At 37.2% G+C, this 22,847-nt stretch carries 23 protein-coding genes and 1 other annotated feature; all 23 genes read left to right on the top strand.

What is annotated here, in order from left to right; translation table 11 throughout:
- Positions 1 to 79 precede the first annotated feature (79 nt).
- The 23 genes from grpE to glyS all read left to right on the top strand — a co-directional run bounded on the left by grpE (position 80) and on the right by glyS (position 22,801).
- Positions 80 to 658, top strand: a complete 579-nt coding sequence (gene grpE, locus SPK86_RS02800) for a nucleotide exchange factor GrpE (RefSeq protein ID WP_330948619.1) — start codon at positions 80 to 82, stop codon at positions 656 to 658.
- 25 nt (positions 659 to 683) lie between these two features.
- Positions 684 to 2,513 (top strand): molecular chaperone DnaK, encoded by a 1,830-nt coding sequence (gene dnaK, locus SPK86_RS02795; RefSeq protein ID WP_330948618.1) that lies wholly within the window; start codon positions 684 to 686, stop codon positions 2,511 to 2,513.
- Between the two features lie 170 nt (positions 2,514 to 2,683).
- The gene (dnaJ, locus tag SPK86_RS02790; RefSeq protein ID WP_330948617.1) at positions 2,684 to 3,811 is read left to right on the top strand and encodes a molecular chaperone DnaJ; all 1,128 of its coding nucleotides are present in this window, start codon (positions 2,684 to 2,686) and stop codon (positions 3,809 to 3,811) included.
- Between the two features lie 69 nt (positions 3,812 to 3,880).
- On the top strand, positions 3,881 to 4,825 hold the full coding sequence (prmA, locus tag SPK86_RS02785; RefSeq protein ID WP_284140446.1) for a 50S ribosomal protein L11 methyltransferase: 945 nt from the start codon (positions 3,881 to 3,883) through the stop codon (positions 4,823 to 4,825).
- Positions 4,826 to 4,834: 9 nt separating this feature from the next.
- Positions 4,835 to 5,593 carry a 16S rRNA (uracil(1498)-N(3))-methyltransferase gene (locus SPK86_RS02780; protein WP_330948616.1) on the top strand — a complete coding sequence of 253 codons (759 nt, stop codon included), beginning with the start codon at positions 4,835 to 4,837 and terminating at the stop codon, positions 5,591 to 5,593.
- Entirely contained in the window at positions 5,593 to 6,948 is a 1,356-nt protein-coding gene (gene mtaB / locus SPK86_RS02775; protein ID WP_284140444.1) for a tRNA (N(6)-L-threonylcarbamoyladenosine(37)-C(2))-methylthiotransferase MtaB, read from the top strand. The genes SPK86_RS02780 and mtaB overlap by 1 nt, the downstream gene beginning before the upstream one ends.
- A 173-nt stretch (positions 6,949 to 7,121) precedes the next feature.
- The gene (gene deoC, locus SPK86_RS02770; RefSeq protein WP_330948615.1) at positions 7,122 to 7,790 is read left to right on the top strand and encodes a deoxyribose-phosphate aldolase; all 669 of its coding nucleotides are present in this window, start codon (positions 7,122 to 7,124) and stop codon (positions 7,788 to 7,790) included.
- Between the two features lie 141 nt (positions 7,791 to 7,931).
- Positions 7,932 to 8,108 (top strand): 30S ribosomal protein S21, encoded by a 177-nt coding sequence (gene rpsU / locus SPK86_RS02765; RefSeq protein WP_284140442.1) that lies wholly within the window; start codon positions 7,932 to 7,934, stop codon positions 8,106 to 8,108.
- 14 nt (positions 8,109 to 8,122) lie between these two features.
- A complete protein-coding gene (locus SPK86_RS02760) occupies positions 8,123 to 8,569 on the top strand; it encodes a GatB/YqeY domain-containing protein (protein WP_284140441.1) in 447 nt (148 codons plus the stop codon).
- 270 nt (positions 8,570 to 8,839) lie between these two features.
- Positions 8,840 to 10,126, top strand: a complete 1,287-nt coding sequence (locus SPK86_RS02755) for an NfeD family protein (protein ID WP_284140478.1) — start codon at positions 8,840 to 8,842, stop codon at positions 10,124 to 10,126.
- 68 nt (positions 10,127 to 10,194) lie between these two features.
- Positions 10,195 to 11,193 carry a flotillin-like protein FloA gene (gene floA, locus SPK86_RS02750; RefSeq protein ID WP_284140440.1) on the top strand — a complete coding sequence of 333 codons (999 nt, stop codon included), beginning with the start codon at positions 10,195 to 10,197 and terminating at the stop codon, positions 11,191 to 11,193.
- Between the two features lie 30 nt (positions 11,194 to 11,223).
- Positions 11,224 to 11,763, top strand: coding sequence for a hypothetical protein (locus SPK86_RS02745; protein WP_330948614.1), 540 nt, complete (start codon positions 11,224 to 11,226; stop codon positions 11,761 to 11,763).
- Positions 11,764 to 11,902: 139 nt separating this feature from the next.
- Positions 11,903 to 12,184, top strand: a complete 282-nt coding sequence (yqfC, locus tag SPK86_RS02740; RefSeq protein WP_284140438.1) for a sporulation protein YqfC — start codon at positions 11,903 to 11,905, stop codon at positions 12,182 to 12,184.
- Positions 12,185 to 12,208: 24 nt separating this feature from the next.
- Complete coding sequence (gene yqfD, locus SPK86_RS02735) at positions 12,209 to 13,432, top strand: sporulation protein YqfD (protein WP_330948613.1); 1,224 nt, start codon at positions 12,209 to 12,211, stop codon at positions 13,430 to 13,432.
- Positions 13,433 to 13,455: 23 nt separating this feature from the next.
- Positions 13,456 to 14,415, top strand: coding sequence for a PhoH family protein (locus SPK86_RS02730; protein ID WP_284140436.1), 960 nt, complete (start codon positions 13,456 to 13,458; stop codon positions 14,413 to 14,415).
- A 45-nt stretch (positions 14,416 to 14,460) separates the two neighbouring features.
- Positions 14,461 to 16,590, top strand: coding sequence for an HD family phosphohydrolase (locus SPK86_RS02725; RefSeq protein ID WP_330948612.1), 2,130 nt, complete (start codon positions 14,461 to 14,463; stop codon positions 16,588 to 16,590).
- On the top strand, positions 16,590 to 17,054 hold the full coding sequence (ybeY, locus tag SPK86_RS02720; protein ID WP_284140433.1) for an rRNA maturation RNase YbeY: 465 nt from the start codon (positions 16,590 to 16,592) through the stop codon (positions 17,052 to 17,054). The genes SPK86_RS02725 and ybeY overlap by 1 nt, the downstream gene beginning before the upstream one ends.
- The gene (locus SPK86_RS02715; RefSeq protein ID WP_284140432.1) at positions 17,044 to 17,412 is read left to right on the top strand and encodes a diacylglycerol kinase family protein; all 369 of its coding nucleotides are present in this window, start codon (positions 17,044 to 17,046) and stop codon (positions 17,410 to 17,412) included. The genes ybeY and SPK86_RS02715 overlap by 11 nt, the downstream gene beginning before the upstream one ends.
- A 188-nt stretch (positions 17,413 to 17,600) precedes the next feature.
- Positions 17,601 to 18,503: a GTPase Era gene (gene era, locus SPK86_RS02710; protein ID WP_284140431.1), complete on the top strand. Its 903-nt coding sequence runs from the start codon at positions 17,601 to 17,603 to the stop codon at positions 18,501 to 18,503.
- A 135-nt stretch (positions 18,504 to 18,638) separates the two neighbouring features.
- Positions 18,639 to 18,791 carry a YqzL family protein gene (locus SPK86_RS02705; RefSeq protein ID WP_284140430.1) on the top strand — a complete coding sequence of 51 codons (153 nt, stop codon included), beginning with the start codon at positions 18,639 to 18,641 and terminating at the stop codon, positions 18,789 to 18,791.
- Positions 18,792 to 18,809: 18 nt separating this feature from the next.
- Entirely contained in the window at positions 18,810 to 19,553 is a 744-nt protein-coding gene (recO, locus tag SPK86_RS02700; RefSeq protein ID WP_284140429.1) for a DNA repair protein RecO, read from the top strand.
- Between the two features lie 54 nt (positions 19,554 to 19,607).
- Positions 19,608 to 19,781 (top strand) — a binding site (T-box leader).
- Between the two features lie 62 nt (positions 19,782 to 19,843).
- Complete coding sequence (glyQ, locus tag SPK86_RS02695; RefSeq protein WP_284140428.1) at positions 19,844 to 20,722, top strand: glycine--tRNA ligase subunit alpha; 879 nt, start codon at positions 19,844 to 19,846, stop codon at positions 20,720 to 20,722.
- Positions 20,723 to 22,801: a glycine--tRNA ligase subunit beta gene (glyS, locus tag SPK86_RS02690; RefSeq protein ID WP_284140427.1), complete on the top strand. Its 2,079-nt coding sequence runs from the start codon at positions 20,723 to 20,725 to the stop codon at positions 22,799 to 22,801. It begins immediately after the preceding gene.
- The last annotated feature ends 46 nt before the right edge of the window (positions 22,802 to 22,847 follow it).

Here is a 22,847-nt window from a genome sequence, read left to right as displayed (position 1 = left end):
CTTCAAAGTGCATTTTTTTATTTTATTATTGCTTTATGGTATATTCGGTGATGGCAGTTTTATAATGGAGGTGGCACGGTTGGAAGAGAAATCAACAGATAAATTTATGGAAGAAAATAAAGAGAACGAAGTAGAACAAGAAGTAATTATCGATGAGGAAATAAAAGAACAGAATCTATCTTCTGATGATGAGGCAGCAACGGATGACTTACATAAGGAAATGTTGCAGCTTCAACAAGAAAAAGATGAGATGTATCAGCGTTTACTTCGTATCCAAGCAGAGTATGATAACTTTAAGAAAAGAACACAAAAAGAAAAAGCAGCAAACCAAAAATATAAGGCACAGGATTTAGTAACAGAATTACTTCCTGCTATTGATAATTTTGATCGCGCCTTACAAACTGATGTGCCGGAAGAAGCGGAAAGCTATGTGGAAGGTATATCGATGGTGTATAGACAATTAATCGATGCATTAAAATCTCAAGGAGTAGTTGAAGTGCAAACGGTTGGAGAAGAATTTGATCCAAACTTGCACCATGCGGTAATGCAGGTAGAGGACAGTGAAAAACCGTCCAATATAATTGTCGAGGAGCTCCAAAAAGGTTATATGCTAAAGGATCGCGTTATTCGACCAGCAATGGTAAAAGTTAATAAATAGAAGTGTTTGAAGGAGGAAATAGAAAATGAGTAAAATTATTGGTATTGATTTAGGTACAACTAACTCATGTGTTGCAGTGATGGAAGGTGGAGAAGCGGTAGTTATTCCAAATCCAGAAGGAAATCGTACAACACCATCTGTTGTTTCATTCAAAAATGGAGAACGACAAGTAGGTGAGGTTGCAAAGCGTCAAGCGATTACAAATCCTAATACAGTACAATCTGTTAAGCGTCATATGGGTACAGATTATAAAGAGAAACTAGAAGATAAGGAATATACACCACAAGAAATATCTGCGATTATTTTGCAGCATTTAAAGTCTTATGCAGAAGATTATATTGGAGAAAAAGTTGAAAAAGCAGTTATTACTGTACCAGCATATTTTAATGATGCAGAGCGTCAAGCAACAAAAGACGCTGGAAAAATAGCCGGATTAGAAGTAGAACGTATTATTAACGAACCAACAGCAGCAGCTTTAGCATATGGTATTGATAAAGCTGAACAGGACCAAACGATTTTAGTATATGACCTAGGTGGCGGTACGTTTGATGTGTCCATTTTGGATATTGGAGATGGCACGTTTGAAGTAGTTGCAACAGCAGGTGATAATCGTTTAGGTGGAGACGATTTTGATAATGTAATTATTGATTACATGGTACGTGAATTCAAAAAAGAAAATGGCATCGATTTATCACAGGATAAAATGGCAGTGCAACGCTTGAAGGATGCTGCAGAAAAAGCTAAAAAAGATCTTTCTGGTGTAACGCAAACGCAGATTTCACTTCCATTTATCACAGCAGGAGAAGCTGGACCTTTGCACCTAGAAATGAATCTTACACGTGCTAAATTTGAAGAGTTATCCTCCGATTTAGTAGAACGTACGATGATTCCTACACGTAAAGCATTGTCAGATGCTGGTTTGTCTGCAAGTGAAATTAATAAAGTAATTCTTGTTGGTGGTTCAACTCGAATCCCTGCAGTACAAGAAGCTATTAAAAAAGAAACAGGACAAGAGCCTTCAAAAGGGGTAAACCCAGATGAAGTAGTTGCGCTAGGTGCTGCTATTCAAGGTGGTGTGTTACAAGGGGATGTAAAAGATGTTCTCCTATTAGATGTAACACCACTATCGCTAGGAATTGAAACAATGGGTGGCGTATTTACAAAGCTAATTGAGCGTAATACAACGATCCCTACAAGTCATTCACAAGTATTCTCTACGGCAGCGGACAATCAAACCGCCGTTGATATTCATGTCTTGCAAGGTGAAAGAGAAATGGCTGCAGATAACAAAACGCTTGGCCGTTTCCAATTAGGAGATATTCCTCCAGCACCAAGAGGTGTACCACAAATTGAGGTATCTTTTGACATTGATGCAAACGGGATTGTTAATGTACGTGCAAAAGATATGGGTACAAACAAAGAACAATCCATTACGATAAAATCTTCCTCTGGTCTTTCTGATGAAGAAGTCGATCGCATGGTAAAAGAAGCTGAAGAAAATGCGGATGCAGATAAAAAGCGTCGTGAAGAAGTGGATACTCGAAATGAAGCAGATCAATTATTGTTTACAACTGATAAAACATTGAAGGATTTAGCAGACAATGTTTCTGAAGAAGATAAGCAAAAAGCAGAAGCTGCAAAAGAAGAATTAAAGAAAGCATTAGAAACAGATAATCTGGAAGAAATTAAAGCGAAAAAAGACGCTTTACAGGAGCAGGTTCAACAATTATCCGTTAAACTATATGAACAAATGGCACAACAAAATCAAGCACAAGAAGGTCAAGAAGCAAATGCGGATGAAGATGTTGTTGATGCAGATTATCAAGAAGTAGACGACGAAGCGGATAAAAAATAATAACTACTTTACACAAAAAAGTCAAAGTCAGGAAATTCTTGGCTTTGACTTTTTAACTTGATAAATAAATAGATGCATCAAGCAGCAATATCTATCCTTGTTTGGCATTAATAAAGAAAAAATGGTAACATAAAACGTATGCAAAAGTGTATCGGGAGAGTGATTTACAGTTGAGTAAACGGGATTATTATGAGGTATTAGGTGTTTCCAAGGATGCCTCAAAAGAAGAAGTGAAAAAGGCGTACCGTAAGTTAGCAAGAAAATACCACCCGGACGTAAACAAAGAAGCGGGTGCCGCAGATCAATTTAAAGAGGTTAAAGAAGCTTATGAAGTTTTAAGTGATGACCAGAAGCGGAGCCAATATGATCAGTTTGGTCATGCAGGAGCTCAGGGACAAGGCTTTGGCGGCTTTGGTGGTGCACAGGACTTTGGTGGATTTGGTGATATTTTTGATATGTTTTTCGGTGGCGGCGGTGGCCGCAGACGTGATCCAAATGCACCTCAGCAAGGTAATGACTTGCAATATACGATGGTGTTGAACTTTGAAGAAGCGATCTTTGGAAAAGAAGCAGAAATAACCGTTCCAAAAGAAGAGGATTGTAATACATGTCATGGTTCTGGTGCAAAGCCAGGTACAGAGGCGAAAACCTGTTCACATTGTCATGGAACAGGGCAATTAAATACAGAACAAAATACCCCTTTTGGTAAAGTTGTAAATCGCAGAGTATGTCATTACTGTAATGGATCTGGCAAAATTATTCCTGATAAATGTACTACTTGCAGTGGGACAGGACGCATTAAGAAAAACAAAAAAATTAATATAACCATTCCAGCAGGTATTGATGAGGGACAACAAATTCGAGTTGCTGGTAAAGGGGAAGCAGGAGTAAATGGTGGACCTGCCGGAGATTTATATGTTGTCGTAAAAATTCGCGATCATGCGTTTTTTGAAAGAGAAGGAGATCATATATATTGTGAACTACCACTCACTTTTGCACAGGCAGCACTAGGAGATGAAGTAGAGGTGCCAACTGTGCATGGAAAAGTGAAGTTAAAAATACCAGCAGGAACGCAATCAGGTAGAGTGTTTCGTTTAAAAGGAAAAGGTGCGCCTAACGTACGTGGTTATGGACATGGGGACCAACATATTAAAGTGCGGATCGTAACTCCTACAAAGCTAACAGATCGACAAAAGGAATTATTGCGTGAATTTAGTGATATTGGTGGAAATGAACAAATAAATGAAGAAGATGATTCGTTTTTCCAACGGTTTAAGAAAGCCTTTAAAGGTGATTAATAAAGGCTGACCATAACGATTCAAAAAGCTAAAACTGTGCACGTATTTTATGAAATGGGTGGTTTAAAGTTGAAATGGTCGGAAATTTGTATTCATACGACAAATGAAGCGGTAGAGCCGATATCGAATATCTTGCATGAGTTTGGCGCAGCGGGAGTTGTAATAGAGGATCCAATAGATTTGATGATTGACCGCGTTCCGTTATATGGAGAGATATTTGAATTAGATGCTAGTGATTATCCGGATGAAGGGGTATATGTGAAAGCTTATTTCCCTATTAATGAGCAATTAACAGAGAAAGTGGACGATTTAAGGCAAAGCATTGATCGTTTACGTCACTATGACATTAAGCTTGGTAAAAATCATATTATTCAATCAGAGGTTCAAGAAGAAGACTGGGAAACAGCGTGGAAAAAGTATTACAAGCCTGTGAGGGTATCGGATCATATCACAATTGCTCCGACTTGGGAAAATTATCAGCCGAGTAATGACGATGAAATTCTGATTGAATTGGATCCAGGCATGGCATTTGGTACTGGTACACATCCAACGACAATATTAAGCTTACGTGCATTGGAAAGCTTTATACGAAAAGGTGATGTCGTTATTGATGTTGGATGTGGTTCAGGAATTTTAAGTATTGCTTCTGCAGCATTAGGCGCGAATAAGGTATATGCGTATGATTTAGATGATGTTGCTATTAAAAGCACGCGTTTAAATATGGAGACGAATAAACAAGAAGCCAAAATCGAAGTACAACAAAACAATCTATTACAAAATGTAGCAATACAAGCAAATGTTATTGTTTCTAATATTTTAGCTGAAATTATTGTTCAGTTTGTGGAAGATGCTTGGAAAAATTTAAAGGATGATGGCTTATTTATTACTTCTGGCATCATTCAAGCTAAGAAGGAAATGGTCTTGAATAAGCTAAAGGATAGTGGTTTTTCAATCGTTGAATCAAACGAGATGGAAGATTGGGTATCAATTGTTGCAAAAAAAGATAAGAAGTAGGTGCATGCGTTGCAAAGGTATTTTATTCCAGAAAATAATTGGGATGGTAAACATGTTATCATCACTGGCGAGGATGCACATCATATTGTAAAAGTTATGCGAAACACTGTAGGTGATTTGGTTATATGTAATCATCCGAGTGGAAAAGCAGGGACGGCAAAAATTACCGAATTGAATGAGTCAGAGATTACTCTATATATAGAAGAATGGTTAGAAGAATCTTCTGAGCTACCAGTGAAGGCAACAATTGTCCAGGGTCTACCAAAGGGAGATAAATTTGAACTTGTTCTTCAAAAAGGAACCGAGCTCGGCGCATATTCCTTCATCCCTTTTCAAGCGGAACGATCTGTTGTAAAATGGGATGATAAAAAGGCTCAAAAGAAATTAAGTCGGTATCAAAAGATTGTGAAAGAAGCGAGTGAACAGTGCCATCGAAATACCATTCCACATATTAAAAACAGAGTGACGCTTCCACAGCTCGTAGAAGAAAGTAAAAACTACGATGTGTGTGTTATCGCGTATGAGGAAGAAGCTAAAACAGATGTGCATCATTCCTTTAGCAAGCAACTTTCACAGCTGAAACCAGGTGAAAGCATCTTAATTTGTATTGGTCCAGAGGGTGGGTTTTCTCCAGCTGAAATCCATACCTTAAAAGAGCATGCATTTGTTCCAGTCCGATTAGGACGAAGAATTTTGCGGACTGAAACCGCAGCGCTCTATGCACTAGCAAGTATTTCCTATCATTTTGAAGAATTGGAGTGTTCGTAATGCCTACTGTGGCTTTTCATACATTGGGTTGTAAGGTTAATCATTATGAAACTGAAGGAATATGGCGGATGTTTAAAGAAAATGGCTATGAACGCGTTGATTTTGATAGCCAATCAGACATCTATGTTATTAACACGTGTACCGTTACAAATACTGGAGATAAAAAGAGTCGACAAATTATTCGACGAGCCATCCGTAAAAATCCAGAGGCTGTCGTTTGTGTTACAGGTTGCTATGCACAAACATCCCCTGGGGAGATTATGGAAATTCCAGGTGTAGATGTTGTAGTTGGTACACAGAACAGAAAAAACATGATCAAGTATATTGAAGAACACCAAAAAACGCGCGAGCCAATTAATGGTGTTTCAAACATTATGAAAAATCGTGTATTTGAAGAAATGGATGTTCCTGTGTTTACCGATCGAACTAGAGCATCGTTGAAGATTCAAGAAGGATGTAATAACTTCTGTACATTTTGTATTATTCCTTGGTCTCGCGGATTATTACGCTCAAGGGATCCAGAAAGTGTTATTAGCCAAGCACAAAAGTTAGTAGATGCTGGGTATAAAGAAATTGTTTTAACTGGGATTCATACTGCCGGGTATGGCGAAGACATGAATGACTATAATTTTGCTAAGCTATTAATAGATCTTGAAACAAAAGTAGAAGGGCTAAAACGAATTCGTATTTCTTCGATAGAAGCAAGCCAAATTACAGATGAGGTAATCGACGTATTAGATAAATCAGAAAAGGTCGTTCGTCACTTACACATACCTTTACAATCTGGTTCGGATTCCGTTCTTGCTCGTATGCGTAGAAAGTATTCGTCAAGCTTTTACTTCGAGAAAGTTGAAAAGATTCGTAAAGCATTACCTGATTTAGCGATAACGTCTGATGTAATTGTTGGTTTTCCCGGAGAAACGGATGAGGAGTTTCAAGAAACCTATGATTTTATACGTAAAGTAGGTTATTCGGAGCTTCATGTATTTCCATTTTCACGTAGAACCGGTACCCCTGCTGCTAGAATGCAGGATCAGGTCGATGAAGATGTGAAAAATGCGCGTGTAACGAGTATGATTGAGCTTTCAGATCAGCTTGCAAAAGAATATGCTTCACGCTACGAAAACGAAGTAGTGGAAATTATTCCAGAAGAACATATTCAAAATGCAGCTCATCCAGATCTTTTCGTTGGTTACTCAGATAATTATTTGAAAGTGCAATTTAGAGGAACCCCAGATATGATAGGAAAAATTGTACGTGTGAAAATAACCAAAGCTGGATACCCTATAAATGAAGGTGTTTTTGTTAGAGAGATGGAAAATGCAACACATGCATCCATAAAAGCAAAAGCTTAATAAAATGTTAGTAAAAGTGTAAAAATCCATGAAGTGTGAATCATAATGCTTCATGGATTTCTTATATCTATATAAGTTAAAGATGAGAAAAGGCTTTCATTAGCTATTTTAACGGAAGCATGCTATGATAACAAAAGAGGTACGTACAACTTATACTGAAAGGGAGTAAAACAATGCAAAATTTAGCGAAATATATCGACCATACCTTACTAAAACCTGAAGCAACAAAGGATCAAATTGAGAAATTAGCAGTTGAGGCAAAGGAGCATTCCTTTGCATCTGTATGTGTTAATCCTCATTGGGTATCACGATGTGCAGAAATATTACAAGGGACAGATGTTAAAGTATGCACAGTAATAGGTTTTCCACTCGGTGCAACAACTACCGAAACAAAGGTGTATGAAACAAAGCAAGCAATTCAAAATGGTGCAACAGAAGTGGACATGGTTATTAATGTCGGTGAATTAAAATCAGGTAATGATGCATTTGTGAAACAAGATATTGAGGCGGTTGTAAAAGAAGCAAAAGGAAAAGCATTAACAAAGGTAATTATTGAAACAGCACTGCTTACAGATGAAGAAAAGGTACGTGTCTGCAAGCTCGCAAAAGAAGCAGGCGCCGATTTTGTAAAAACGTCAACAGGATTTTCTAGTGGTGGTGCGACTGTTGCGGATATTACATTAATGCGTCAAACTGTTGGACCAGAAATGGGAGTGAAAGCTTCAGGTGGTGTGCGTGATTTTGAAACAACAAAAGCTATGATTGAAGCAGGAGCGACACGTATAGGTGCTAGTGCTGGTATTGATATAGTAAAAGGGAAGTCAGGTTCCTCGGATTATTAGAATGTGGTCCTCTCTTCGTATTATTGAGAATTAAGCAGTTGACCTGTAACAATGGATATATTATAATTACAAAAGGCATGTGATATCTTCTTACATATGCCTTTACATTCTGTTTTATGCTTCGGAGGGAGGGAAATTAGCATGTCAAATACAACTCGCGTTCGTAAAAACGAGTCTCTTGAAGATGCTCTTCGTCGCTTTAAACGTAGTGTGTCAAAAAGTGGTACACTATCCGAATATCGTAAGCGTGAATATTATGAAAAACCAAGCGTACGTCGCAAAAAGAAATCGGAAGCTGCTAGAAAGCGTAAATTCTAAAGAAGGTGCAAGAGATGTCATTATTGGAACAACTAAACACCGATATGAAGAAAGCCATGAAAAGTAAAGATAAGGAAACCCTTAGCGTTATTCGAATGGTAAAAGCTTCATTGCAAAACGAATCGATCAAGCTTGGTAAAAGTGAACTATCTTTAGATGAAGAATTAACTATTTTATCAAGAGAACTGAAACAAAGAAAAGATTCCCTCCAAGAATTCAGATCTGCTGGACGCGAAGATCTTGTTGAGAAGCTTAATGTTGAAATTAAGATTCTACAGGAATATATGCCAGCCCAGCTTACAGAAGATGAGCTTGAGGCAGTTGTTCAGGAAACGGTCGAAGAAGTAGGTGCATCTTCCAAAAAAGATATGGGTAAAGTGATGAGTGCCATTATGCCAAAAGTAAAAGGAAAAGCAGATGGTGCATTAGTCAATAGACTTGTACAAAAGCATTTGAACTAATTTAAATTAAAAAAGTCCTTGTCAACATAGACAAGGATTTTTTTAATGAAAAAACAAAGCGTTAACCAGAAAATTTCCTTTTGGATGTTTTGAAAAGAAATAAATTTCAATAATAGCTAATGTGTATCTATTCATGGTACTATGAATGGTAGTGAATATTTATTTCATAAAATGAAACTTTACAATTAGTTGATTCGTATTTCTTACCAAGGTAAAGGGGGTGTTTATTTGCTTGTTAGACGAGTAATTACATACATATTTGTAGTATTTATGTTTTTTTCTGTTTTTATGACTCATCCTACTTTTAGTTCAGCAAAAACAGAGGGAAGTGGCAAGCTTGTTTATGTCATTCCTGTGAAAAATGAAGTAGAACGTGGTCTTGAAGCCTTTCTAGCTCGTACAACAAAGGAGGCAACGGAAGAAGGTGCAGATCATATCATTTTTGAGATTGATACACCTGGAGGAAGAGTCGATGCGGCTGGTAAAATAGCGTCTTTACTGCAGGATTTAGAAATCCCAACCACTTCTTTTGTTGTAAGTGAAGCATTGTCAGCAGGTTCTTATATTGCTTTGAATACGGACACAATCTATATGAAACCACATACGCGTATGGGAGCAAGTGGAATTATCAATCAAGATGGAACGGCTGCCGATAAAAAAGCACAATCAGCATGGTTAGCTCAAATGAAGACAGCTGCAGAATCAAAAGGACGAGATCCGCTGTATGCTTTAGCTATGGCAGATGCAGATATTGACTTACCTGAATACGGAGCTCCGAAAGGAAAATTTCTAACCCTCGGTCCAAAAGATGCAGTGAAAGTTGGGTATGCTGAAAGCGTCGTATCCCATCGGACTGAACTGTTGCATGATTTAAACCTTACGAATGCAACCATCGTTGAAACGAAGCCCACCTTGGCAGAGGAAATTGCCCGATTTTTAACGAGTCCAATTGTCGTTCCTATTTTATTATCCATTGCTAGCTTAGGGTTAATTGTAGAATTATATTCTCCAGGCTTTGGCGTTCCGGGTACGATGGGACTTGTTGCACTAATCTTGTTCTTCTATGGCCATGTCGTGGCAGGTCTTGCAGGAATGGAAGCAGTCATATTATTAGTGCTTGGGATTGTGTTAATAATTGCTGAATTTTTTGTTCCGGGTGGTATAGTCGGACTCTTAGGTGTAGGAGCAGTTATTGGATCGCTGTTTGTGGCCGGTGCGGATGTCGGGCATATGGCAATGAGTATCGGAATAGCTTTCTTAGTAGCGATTATTGCATCTGTTATTCTCTTTAAAACAATCGGGATGGAAAAAGGCTTGTTCAGACATATTATTTTAAAGGATAGTACGAAAACAGAGCTTGGTTATGTATCATCGCAAACACGTCTTGAGTTAATTGGATTGGAAGGAGAAACGATAACACCGTTACGTCCTTCTGGAACCGCACTAATGGATGGCGAGCGAATTGATGTCATTTCAGAAGGAAACTTTATTGAAAAAGACCGAAAAGTAAAGGTTGTAAAAGTTGAAGGCGTACGTGTTGTTGTACGCGAAGTATAAAAGTGGTAATCAAAGGTCGTAATCGACTTTTTGATATAAAATAACACAATAATTAGGAGGAATGAATAATGGGTTTAGCTGAACTTATGCCGATTATCATAATCGCAGTCATTTTAATCGCAGTGGCGATTTTGTTTACTTTTATTCCGGTCATGCTGTGGATCAGCGCACTAGCTGCCGGTGTTAAGGTTGGAATCTTTACGTTAATTGGAATGAGACTACGTCGTGTTGTTCCAAATCGAGTTATTAACCCTTTAATTAAAGCACATAAAGCAGGTTTAAGTGTGACTACAAATCAATTGGAAAGCCACTACTTAGCAGGTGGTAATGTTGACCGTGTAGTTAACGCACTAATCGCTGCACATCGTGCCAATATGGAGCTAACATTTGAAAGAGCTGCCGCTATTGACCTTGCTGGTCGTGATGTTCTAGAGGCAGTACAAATGAGTGTTAATCCAAAGGTTATTGAAACACCGTTTATTGCTGGTATAGCAATGGATGGAATTGAAGTGAAAGCATTAGCAAGAATTACAGTACGTGCTAATATTGATCGATTAGTTGGTGGTGCGGGTGAAGAAACTGTTATTGCTCGTGTTGGTGAAGGTGTAGTAAGTACGATTGGTAGTTCAAGAACACATAAACAAGTATTAGAAAATCCAGATTCAATTTCACATACCGTACTTTCAAAAGGGCTTGATGCAGGTACAGCCTTTGAAATTTTATCTATTGATATCGCTGACGTTGATATCGGTAAAAATATCGGTGCGATTCTTCAAACTGATCAAGCAGAAGCAGATAAGAACATTGCCCAAGCGAAAGCTGAAGAACGTCGTGCCATGGCTGTTGCACAAGAACAGGAAATGGTTGCTCGAGTTCAAGAAATGCGCTCGAAGGTTGTTGAAGCAGAAGCTGATGTTCCAAAAGCACTTGCAGAGGCATTACGCTCTGGAAAAATGGGTGTGATGGATTATATGAATTATCAAAACATCAATGCAGATACAGGAATGCGCGATTCAATTGGAAAACTTTCTGAAGAAAAAGATGATCTTGAAGACGGTGATAAATAATAACCCTGACAATTTGTAAGGAGGGTTTGTATGGATTTTATTATGGATAACATCGTTATTATCGCATTAATTGTTGGTGGGCTGCTTAAATTTTTTGGTGATTCTACTAGTAAAGAGGATCAAAGAAAAGAAAGTTCTAATCCAACTAGAAATCCGAGACCTGCACAAAGTCCAAGACCAGTTCCTACTGCTTCTGAAAGAGGCCGAACTGTGCCTCCTTCGGTTGAAGTGCAAAAACAACATGCAGAGCAGGAAATGGTTACAGTTCAACCGGCATCTATTAAAGAGCAACAGCAGCAACAATTGGAACGCTTAGCAAATCGAGTGAACACAACCATGGATCATTCGATGCAGCACATAAATAAACAGCATACAGGAAAGCAAAAAATGAATGGAATGAAGCAACAGCATCAAAATTCTCACTATTCCATTCATAAGCGAAAAAAGCAGATGGAAAACCGGTTAACATCAAGAGGACTTGTAGACAGTGTCATCATGGCGGAAGTGTTGGGTGCTCCTCGAGCTAAAAAGCCATATCGAAACATCATAACAGATAGAAATAATAGATAAACAAAAAGTATCCTTAGGAGATTATCCTAAGGATACTTTTTTATGGATTCATTCACAGCATTGTTAGGGCACGCATTTTCCTTGTTCTTATCTGTTTAGATTATTCATAAACATAGAAGTGTGAGAGGGGGCTGCACGTATGAAAAATATACAACAACGAATTCGTCCACTTTTAATTAAATACCTTGCACTGCCTTCCGATGTCGTATTAGAGCTACCGAGGATAACCGTTATTGGACAAATCCATGCGTATATTGAAAATCATAAAGGTTTAGCTTTATTTACAGATGAAGAACTACGATTGAGAGCAACGAAAGGTTATATCCAGATTAAGGGTTCTTCTTTTGTTTTAAAGATGATGCTACCTGAAGAAATATTATTAGAAGGAACAATTACCGATATTCGCTTTATTTCAGAATAATAGAGTGCTTTGGAGGAGGAGGAAATGAAACACACACAAGGGAAGTTTTTATCTGGTTATGTCACAATATTAGTGAAAGGGAATATGCCTGAATTGTTTTTTCAGAAATGTGTGGAACAGGGGATTTCAGTCTGGAATGTCCGAAAAAAAGGGGTAGATTCCTGCGTTGGAAATGTAAAATTGTCGGACATTCATGCAATAAAGCAGATTAAACGAAGAGGTAATTATCGAATTTCGTTTGTTGGGCGTAAAGGGTTCCCTTTTTTATTTCATCGCTTTATAAAAAGAAAAGAAGTGTTATTTGGATTATTAATTGGCATATTTGCTATCATTTTTCTTTCAAATATTATTTGGAAGGTTGACATTAATGGATTACCAAAAGAAATAGAAGAAAAAGTAGTGAAACAATTAGAAAGCTACGGGATCCATCAAGGAGCGTGGACATTGTCACTTGGTACGCCAAGTGACATTCAAAAGAAGCTAATGCGCGATGTACCGGAATTGTTATGGATAGGCGTGCAAAAAAAGGGGACAACCTTTCAGCTTGAAGGAGTAGAAAAGCTTATTGTAAAAGAAGATAAGGTAAAAGGTCCACGACATTTGGTTGCTACAAAAAAAGGAACAATTAAAAAAATGTATATATCAAAAGGGGTTCCCCAGGTCGCAGTGAATGATTTTGTAAAGCCTGGTGATGTACTTGTTTCAGGAGTATTAAATCAAAGTGAGGAGAATAATAAGGAAAAGGATAAGAATAAGGTATTCGTAGCTTCAGAGGGACAAGTTATCGCAAATACATGGTACGAGGTAGCAGTATCAATTCCACTTGAAGCGAAATATGAGGTGCTCACTGGAAAACAAGAAAAAAGATATTACATGGGTATTAATGATTTTCAAGTACCAATTTGGGGATTTAAAACACCAGAATATGCAGATATCTTTGTAGAACAAAACGAGAATCCGATTTACTTTTTAAAATGGAAGCTTCCCTTTCAGTTTATTGAATCCAGTATTAGTGAAAAAACATATCACACAACGAAGCGTACCAAGGAAGAGGCGATTCAAATTGGTATTGAACAGGCTAAACAAGAACTGGTATATGAATTAGGTCCAGATGCCAAGGTAATATCGGAAAAAGTTTTGCATGTAACCACAGAGCGTGGTAAAGTTAACTTAGAATTATATCTAACAGTCGAAGAAGATATTGTAAAGGAAGTACCTATTCAGAAGAACAGTAAGGATGGAGACTGAGGTATTTATCAAGGAGATTGATTATGACAGATAACTTACAATTGATTGATTTACAGTTAACTAATTCAAATGAAGCGCTTGAATTATTTGGAGCGAATGATAAATTCTTAAAGCATCTTGAGGCGCAATTAAATGTATCGATTATAACAAGAGGCGAGCAAGTAGGTGTGACTGGAACGGATGAGAGTAAAAGCCTTGTCCAACAAATATTGTTAACACTATTAAACGTTATTCGAAAGGGATTAACGATTTCCGAACGAGATATTGTGTACGCAGTTGATTTAGCTAAACAAGGGAAGCTTGCGCAATTCGAAACATTATTTGAAGACGAAATAACGAAGAATTCAAAAGGAAAATCCATTCGGGTAAAAACACTTGGTCAAAAGACTTATGTAGCTGCGATAAAAACAAATGACTTGGTATTTGGAATTGGACCTGCTGGAACAGGAAAGACGTATTTAGCGGTAGTAATGGCTGTGCGTGCATTAAAAAACGGTCAAGTTAAGCGGATTATTTTAACGCGACCAGCTGTAGAAGCTGGTGAGAGTCTTGGCTTTCTGCCTGGCGATTTAAAAGAAAAGGTAGACCCGTACTTACGCCCTCTATATGATGCACTTCATGATGTTCTTGGTGCAGAACATACAGCAAGGCTCATTGAACGCGAAACAATTGAAATTGCTCCACTGGCATATATGCGTGGAAGAACACTTGATGATGCATTTGTTATTTTAGATGAGGCACAAAATACAACACCAGCGCAGATGAAAATGTTCTTGACTAGGCTTGGATTTGGGTCGAAGATGGTTATCACAGGAGATGTGACACAAATCGATTTACCAAAGGGAGTTACTTCGGGCTTACAAGCAGCTGATCGTATTTTGTCTAAGATTGAAGGGATATCGTTCATTCACCTTAGTCAGACAGATGTTGTGAGACATCCACTTGTACAACGAGTTATTGATGCATATGAACAGAGTCAGTAATACAGTATCCACTTAGTTCCTTAATAAATGTAGAAGGTGGCTGCCATGAAATCAAAAATTGTAAATGCTGTTAGATTCATAAAGCGAACAAGATCTAAATGGGTGACCGTCATAGTACCATGCTTATTGCTTGGTGCTTTCCTTTTTTTGATTTCATTAGACAATATTTACACGAAAACACTAGATATTGAACGATTTAATAATGCGAAAGAGACGATACGATCTCCTATTACAATAGAAAATGAGCAAGAAACAGAACGAAAGACACGAGAAGCAGTTCAATCTGTTGAGGATCGATTTGATATTTCAACCGAAATTACAGCAGAGAGAGTTGCTTATGTAGAAGAGATTTTTGATGCGATTACAAAGCTTGAGGCCGGATATAAAGCAGAAAAAACGAAAGAAGAAAGCCCGATTTCAACGCAAGAAAAACTGATGAATTTAAAGCAAATCCTATCCGCGGAGATCACAGAAAATGTAAATGATAGTCTTTTGGTGACCTTGATTGAGACACCTAAAAAGGATCGTGATAAAGGAGAAGAAGTTTTTGTACCTGCGTTAAAAAAGGTAATGGAAAAAGGAGTTCGGGTTGAGAATATAAATAGTGCGATGTCCGAAATTAAGCAACGCATTAAATATAGTTCTTTAAATGATAATTTGAAAAAAGCGTTGCAAGCGTTGAGTGAATTTGCAGTCATCGATAATTCGTTTTTTGACGCGAAAAAGACGATGGAAGCACAAAAAGAAGCGGCGGCAAATGTAGAGCCTGTCGTTATTCGAGCAGGAGAAATAATTGTACGTGAAGGGCAAACAATCACCAATGAGAAATATGAAGAATTACAGCTTGTTGGATTGTTAAATAATGAGCGAAACGTTTATCCATTAGTTGGTTTAGCTTTCTTTGTTTTGCTAATTGTGAGTATTATCGGCTATGAAGCATACATTTTAGATAAAAGAAAACAATTGAATTTAAAGAAAATGACCGCTATCTTATTAATTAGTATTTTTGTAATTACATTGATGAAGGTTGTTAGCATATATACGACCCAGACGAATCAGCTTTATTTAGTCGTACCAGTAGCAACAGGTGTGTTATTGCTGAAACAACTTCTTAATGAGCGGCTAGCTATCGTCTATGCTAGTTTATTTTCTATTATCGCAACTATCTTATTTAATGGCGAAATAGCTGGATCATTGAACATGGAAGCAGGCATTTACTTTTTCTTTTCTCAAATAGCTGCAATTATTTTCCTTGCTAATCCAAAGGATAGATTGGCAGTTATTAAAGCAGGTATAGGAATGTCTGTTATTAATATGCTTGCTATATTATTATTTTTATTTCTATCCTTTGAAAAATATGCCTTCTCTAGCTTAATGATACAACTCGGTTTTGGCGTATCATCGGCCTTTTTATCTGCAGTATTAACGATTGGATTACTGCCGTTTTTTGAAACGGGGCTTAATATCTTAACGGACATGAAGCTATTACAGTTATCTAGTCCGAATCAACCATTATTAAAGAAAATTCTTCTGGAGGCACCTGGAACCTATCATCATTCTGTAATGGTAGCAAATTTAAGTGAAACAGCTTGTGATGCGATCGGAGCCAACGGGTTGCTAGCAAGGGTGGGAGCCTATTATCACGATATAGGAAAGACATTACGTCCGCATTATTTCATAGAAAACCAACTTGCAATTTCAAATCCGCATGATCGGATTGCTCCGAAGGAAAGTGCAGAAATTATTATTAGCCATCCTTATGATGGAGCAGATATGTTGAAAAAATATAAGCTGCCACGGGAAATTATTGATATAGCAATGCAACATCACGGTACTTCCTTATTAAAATTCTTTTATTATAAAGAAAAAGAGCAGAATCCAGACGTTTTGGAAGCGGATTATCGCTATCCGGGTCCTAAACCACAAACGAAAGAAGCTGCTATCATTTGTATTTGTGATTCTGTAGAGGCAGCTGTACGGTCATTACAGGAACCGACAAAAGAAAAGATTGATGATATTGTCGCTTCAATTGTTAATGACCGTTTATTGGACGGGCAGTTTGATGAATGTCCGATAACAATTAAAGAGTTAAATGAAGTGCATCGAGTTATTCAGGAAACACTTAAGGGAATATTTCATTCTAGAATTCAATATCCAATGAAGGAGGCAAACTAATGCATATTTATTTCCATGATAATACGAAGTCGATACCATCAGAATATGTTGACATGCTTCATCAATTACTTCAATTTGCAGGTAAAAGGCAAAAGATTCCACAGGAAGCAGAAATATCGATTAATTTTGTTAATAATCGAGAAATTCAAGAACTAAATCGAAATTATCGAGGACAAGATAAGCCGACAGACGTCATTTCTTTTGCTTTACAAGAATCTGTAGAGGGAGAAATAGAAATCCTTGGGGAAGAAATTCCTCTAGTTTTAGGTGATATTGTTATCTCAATCGACAAGGCAAAGGAGCAAGCAGATGATTATAATCATTCTATCGAGCGCGAGCTTGGCTTCTTAGCTGTCCACGGATTTCTGCATCTTTTAGGTTATGATCATTTGAATGACGAAGATGAAAAGGAAATGTTTCAACTCCAAGATGAAATATTAGGTGCATTTAATCTTGAGCGATAAAAAGCGCGGAATCGGGTTTCGTTATGCATGGAGTGGGTTGAAGCAAATTATTCGAATGGAAAAAAACTTTCAAGTTCATTTGGGTGTTGCTTTTTTAGTGATTATTGCAGGTTTTTATTTTCAAATCAGTCGTTTTGAGTGGATTGCCGTAATCATTTCGATTGGAATGGTACTCATTTGTGAAATGATAAATACGGCGATAGAAAGCTTTTTAGACTATGTACGCCCACAAATTCATCCAGCTGCAAAGTTGATTAAGGACATTGCAGCTGGTGCCGTATTAGTAGCAGCAATGATGGCTGTCGTTATCGGATGTATCGTGTTCCTTCCGAAAATAAAGATATTACTTGGTTTGTAAGGCTGCCAATTGTTGGAGCCTTATTTTTTATGAAAGGAAAATTTGTTGTTTCAAAATTTGGCAATGAAGATTATAATTAGGAAGGTTTTGTCGAATTCATGAAAGCATGTGTTTTTTATAGTATGATAATAATAACAGAATGAACATGCTTTATTTAACAATTTTTATTACGTCTTGGAGGAAGCAATGTGAAAACAAATTATAAATCAGGATTTATCGCTATCATTGGAAGACCCAATGTAGGAAAATCAACTTTCTTAAATCGTGTAGTAGGGCAAAAGATTGCCATCATGAGTGATAAAGCGCAAACAACACGAAATAAGATTCAAGGAGTACTTACACAACAGGATGCGCAGTTCGTATTCATTGATACACCCGGTATTCATAAACCAAAGCATCGTCTAGGGGATTTCATGGTCCGGATTGCAGAGAACACTTTAAATGAAGTGGATGCCATTTTATTTATGATTGATGCAAAGGAAGGGTATGGAAAAGGGGACCAGTATATCCTAGATCTACTACAAAAGGTTCGTAAGCCAGTATTTCTAATTGTAAATAAGATTGATTTAGTTCATCCAGAAGCGTTATTACCGCTTATTGAATTGTATAAAGATAAATGTGAATTTGAAGAAATTATTCCGATATCCGCTTTAGAAGGAAATAATGTCGATCATTTATTAGATGTATTAAAAGTTCACTTGCCTGAAGGGCCGCAGTATTATCCAGAAGATCAAGTAACAGATCATCCTGAACGATTTATTATAAGTGAATTAATTCGAGAAAAAGTGTTACATTTAACCCGTGAAGAAATACCACATTCGATTGCTGTAGATATTGAAAACATCGAAGAACGCGATAATGATACGGTATTTATTCAGGCTGTCGTGATAACAGAAAGAAAATCACAAAAAGGAATATTAATCGGAAAGCAAGGAAGCATGTTAAAGCAAATTGGGAAAAATGCCCGTAAAGACATAGAAGCATTGCTTGGTAGTAAGGTGTACTTGGAGCTTTGGATTAAGGTTCAAAAAGATTGGCGAAATAAACAAAGTCAGCTAAATCAATTTGGTTTTCGGAATGACGATTATTAAACATGGTAAATTTTTTTACTAATTGTTTTACGCAGGATGGAAAATCTAAGAGCGTAGACAGTTCTCGGGAGCTTTTGCTTTGTCTAACCTTATAAAATATATCCGGATAATGGATGAAGAAAGGTGGGTTTTCTTGTGATCGACTTGACGTGGAAACTTTTTAGTCAAACAGGAAATATTGAAACCTATTTATTATTAAAAGAGTTAGAAAAAGAATCAGATACAAGGGAACTCGAACTTTTAGAACGCTCTGAGCCATCAACCTTTAGCTCAAAAAACATGCGGTAGTAAAAAGGATGAACAGATGTGCTTGAGAAAATTGATGGAATTATAATAAAAACATCGGATTATGGTGAAACGCATAAAATCGTTACGATTTTCAGTGAAAAAATAGGAAAGTTCTCAGCGATTGCCAGAGGGGCAAAAAAACCTAAAAGCAGAATGGCTGCTTTAACGCAGCCATTCATCCATGGACAATTTTTTGTTTATTTGTCAAAAGGTCTAAGTACTATACAGCAAGGAGATATTATTCACTCCTTTCGTTCCATCCGTGAAGATATTATTAAAACAGCATATGCTGCTTTTTTGCTTGAATTAACTGATAAATTAGTAGAAGATAAAAAGCCGAACATATATCTCTATCAGCAGCTTTTCGCAACAATGAAATGGATTGAAAATCATGATGATTATCAAATTCCGGTTATGATGTATGAGTTAAAGTCCTATCAGATAGGCGGTTTTTTACCAACCGTGGATAAATGTGTGCAATGTGGGAGTAAGCAGTCGCCATTTGCGTTTTCTGTTTTAGAAGGTGGCTTTCTTTGTAAAGGATGTATGTCTAAAGATATACAGGCGGTTTCACTGTCCAATTCAGTAGCACGGCTTTTTCAGCTTTTCGCACAGGTAGGCTTAGAAAGAATTGGAAACATCTCAATGAAAGAGGAGAACATTCAATTGATTCGACAAATACTTGATCAGTATTATGATCAATATGGTGGTTATGCATTGAAGAGTAAAAGGTTTCTTAATCAATTAGACCGTCTTTCCTAGTAATTTAAGTTGACGAATACGAATGAATAGCGTATCATTTTTACATAATAATTATACATTGCTACGATAGAGAAGAGTACGTTATGTGACCCTTGCAAAGCGAGTCCAGAGGTGGTGGAAGCTGGATCATGAAGCATATCGGAAGGCACTCTGGAGCAATATTGCATATAAAGTGGCTTCCAATTCGGAAGCAAATAGGGTGGAACCGCGGTTATAACCGTCCCTATGTCTACAATTGACATAGGGACGGTTTTTTGATTTTAAAAGAAAATAGAGTGGAGGATAACAATATGAATATTCAACAAATGATTTTAACGTTACAAGAATATTGGTCAAAGCAAAATTGTATTTTAATGCAGGCTTATGATGTGGAAAAAGGGGCTGGCACAATGTCGCCAATGACGCTCCTTAGGAGTCTTGGTCCTGAACCATGGAATGTAGCTTACGTGGAGCCATCAAGAAGGCCAGCGGATGGACGATACGGCGAAAATCCAAACCGACTATACCAGCATCATCAGTTTCAAGTAATTATGAAACCTTCACCAGACAATATTCAAGAATTGTATCTAGAATCACTTAAAGCGCTTGGAATAAATCCGTTAGAGCATGATATTCGTTTTGTTGAGGATAATTGGGAGAATCCAACCCTTGGAGCAGCTGGTCTTGGATGGGAAGTTTGGTTAGATGGAATGGAAATAACGCAATTCACTTATTTCCAACAAATTGGGGGCTTAGAAGCAAATCCAGTTGCAGTTGAACTGACATATGGCATCGAACGCTTAGCTTCTTATATACAAGATAAGGAAAATGTATTCGATTTAGAGTGGACGAAAGGATTTACAGTGCGAGATATCTTCTTGCAGCCTGAATACGAGCATTCAAAATACACCTTTGAAGAATCAAGCACAGATATGTTATTTCAATTATTTACAATGTATGAAGAAGAAGCGAGAAAGACAATGGAAAAAGGGCTTGTTTTTCCAGCTTATGATTATGTTCTCAAATGCTCGCATACCTTTAATTTGCTCGATGCCAGAGGAGTTATATCTGTAACAGAAAGAACCGGCTATATATCTAGGATTCGCAACTTAGCTAGAAAGATTGCAAAAGCTTATGTAGAAGAACGAGAAAAGCTTGGATTTCCTATGCTGAAAAAGGAGGAAAAATAAATGGCAAAGGACGTTTTATTCGAAATCGGACTAGAGGAATTACCAGCTCGGTTTATTGATGATGCAGAAATGCAGTTAAAAGAAAAAACAGAAAGCTGGTTAAAGGAGTTACGTGTTGCTTTTGAAACAATTACCACATATTCGACTCCTAGACGATTAGCTATTCTAATTCAAGGCTTGGCTGAAGAGCAAACGACGGTTGAGGAAGAAGCAAAAGGGCCTGCTTTAAAAATTGCTCAAGATGCTGATGGCAATTGGACGAAAGCTGCAATTGGTTTTACGAAGGGTCAAGGCAAAACAACCGCAGACATATATACGAAAGAAATAAAAGGAATTTCTTATATATTTGTTAATAAACGGATTGAAGGGAAGCCTAGCTTCCAATTATTAACGCAGTTTAAAGAAATTATTGAGTCTCTTTCCTTTGCAAAAAATATGAAGTGGGGCGTTGAAAAAATACGCTATGCTCGTCCTATTCGCTGGCTAGTAGCTTTGTATGGAGATGAAGTTATTCCTTTTGAAATTGCTAGCGTAACAACAAGCAATATAACCTACGGGCACCGATTTTTAGGAAAAGAAATGGTAATTCACCATCCTGTTGATTATGAAAAAATTCTTGAAGAACAACATGTTATTGTAAATCCTAAAAGAAGAGAAACGATAATTTTAAATGAAATTAATGCAATTGAAGCACGTGAAGGATATACTATTCCAATTGATCAAGCATTGTTAGATGAAGTGCGCAACCTTGTCGAATATCCCACAGTGTTTGTTGGACAATTTGATAAACAATTTCTTACATTACCTTCTGAAGTGTTAATTACCTCCATGAAGGAACACCAACGATACTTTCCTGTGAAATCAAAGACGGGAGAACTGCTTCATTATTTTATAGGAGTAAGAAACGGGGATAGCTTTGCATTAGATAAAGTAGTTAAAGGAAATGAGAAGGTACTTCGTGCAAGACTTTCTGATGCCCAATTCTTTTTTGATGAAGATAAGCAGCATTCAATAAATGATTATTTAGCAAAATTAAAGCAAGTTGTCTTCCAAAAAGATTTAGGTACGATACATGATAAGGTGCAACGCACAAGTAATATTGCCAAGCACTTAGCTAATCTATTACATTTAGACGCTAAGCAAACAGAAAAAGTAGTTCGTGCAGCAGAGATTAGTAAATATGACTTAGTTACGAACATGGTAAATGAATTTACAGAGCTTCAAGGAATTATGGGCGAAAAATATGCCCTGCATTTTAACGAGGATGAGGATGTTGCTAGAGCAATAGCAGAGCAATATTTACCAAAACAGTCGAATGGTGCTTTGCCTGAAACACTTGTCGGTGCTGTATTAAGCTTATCGGATAAGCTGGATACAATTACTGGTTGTATCTATGTTGGTTTAAGACCATCTGGCTCTCAGGATCCGTATGGACTAAGAAGACAAGCAATCGGAATCCTGAGAATATTACTAGCACAAGATTGGAAAATATCCTTAGAGGAACTATTAAGGATTCCGATTACGTTATATGAGGCATCATCCATAAAAGGAACACCAGATTTTGAAAAAGAGTTAAATGATTTTATGCGTCAGCGAATGGACTTCATTCTTAAAGAAGAAGCAATTGAAGTTGATGTCATAGCTGCTGTAACAAAAAATGCAGTAGGAAATGTAGCATATACGATAGAAAAAGCTAAAATACTTTCCGAAAAACGGAATGATCCTAGATTTAAACCAACACAGGAAGGGTTAGTTCGAGTTCTGAATTTAATGGAGACAAAAGAAAATCGTGAGGTGAAAGCGGAGTTATTCCAAACTGAGTCTGAAGCAGCATTATCTCAGGCACTACAAAACGTTACGAAAGCTTTCGCGAAAGCAAATGCAGCCTTTGATGCTGAGGAAGCATTGAATCAGCTTGCAACACTCGCTGAACCTATTCACCACTTCTTTAATGAGAACATGGTCATGGCCAAGGAAGAAGCAATTCGAAATAATCGGCTTGCATTGTTAACGAATATTGGATCTCTTATTTTGAATTTTGCTGACCTGTCTGCAATAGAGTGGAAACAGCATTTTTAACTTAAACGAGCTTAGGGAGTGGAAGCGTATATTATTCGTAATATAG

Origin of the sequence: Virgibacillus sp. MG-45 (genome assembly GCF_036409425.1) — a bacterium.
Lineage (GTDB): Bacteria > Bacillota > Bacilli > Bacillales > Amphibacillaceae > LDC-1.
This window is presented reverse-complemented; position numbering and strand designations above follow the sequence as displayed.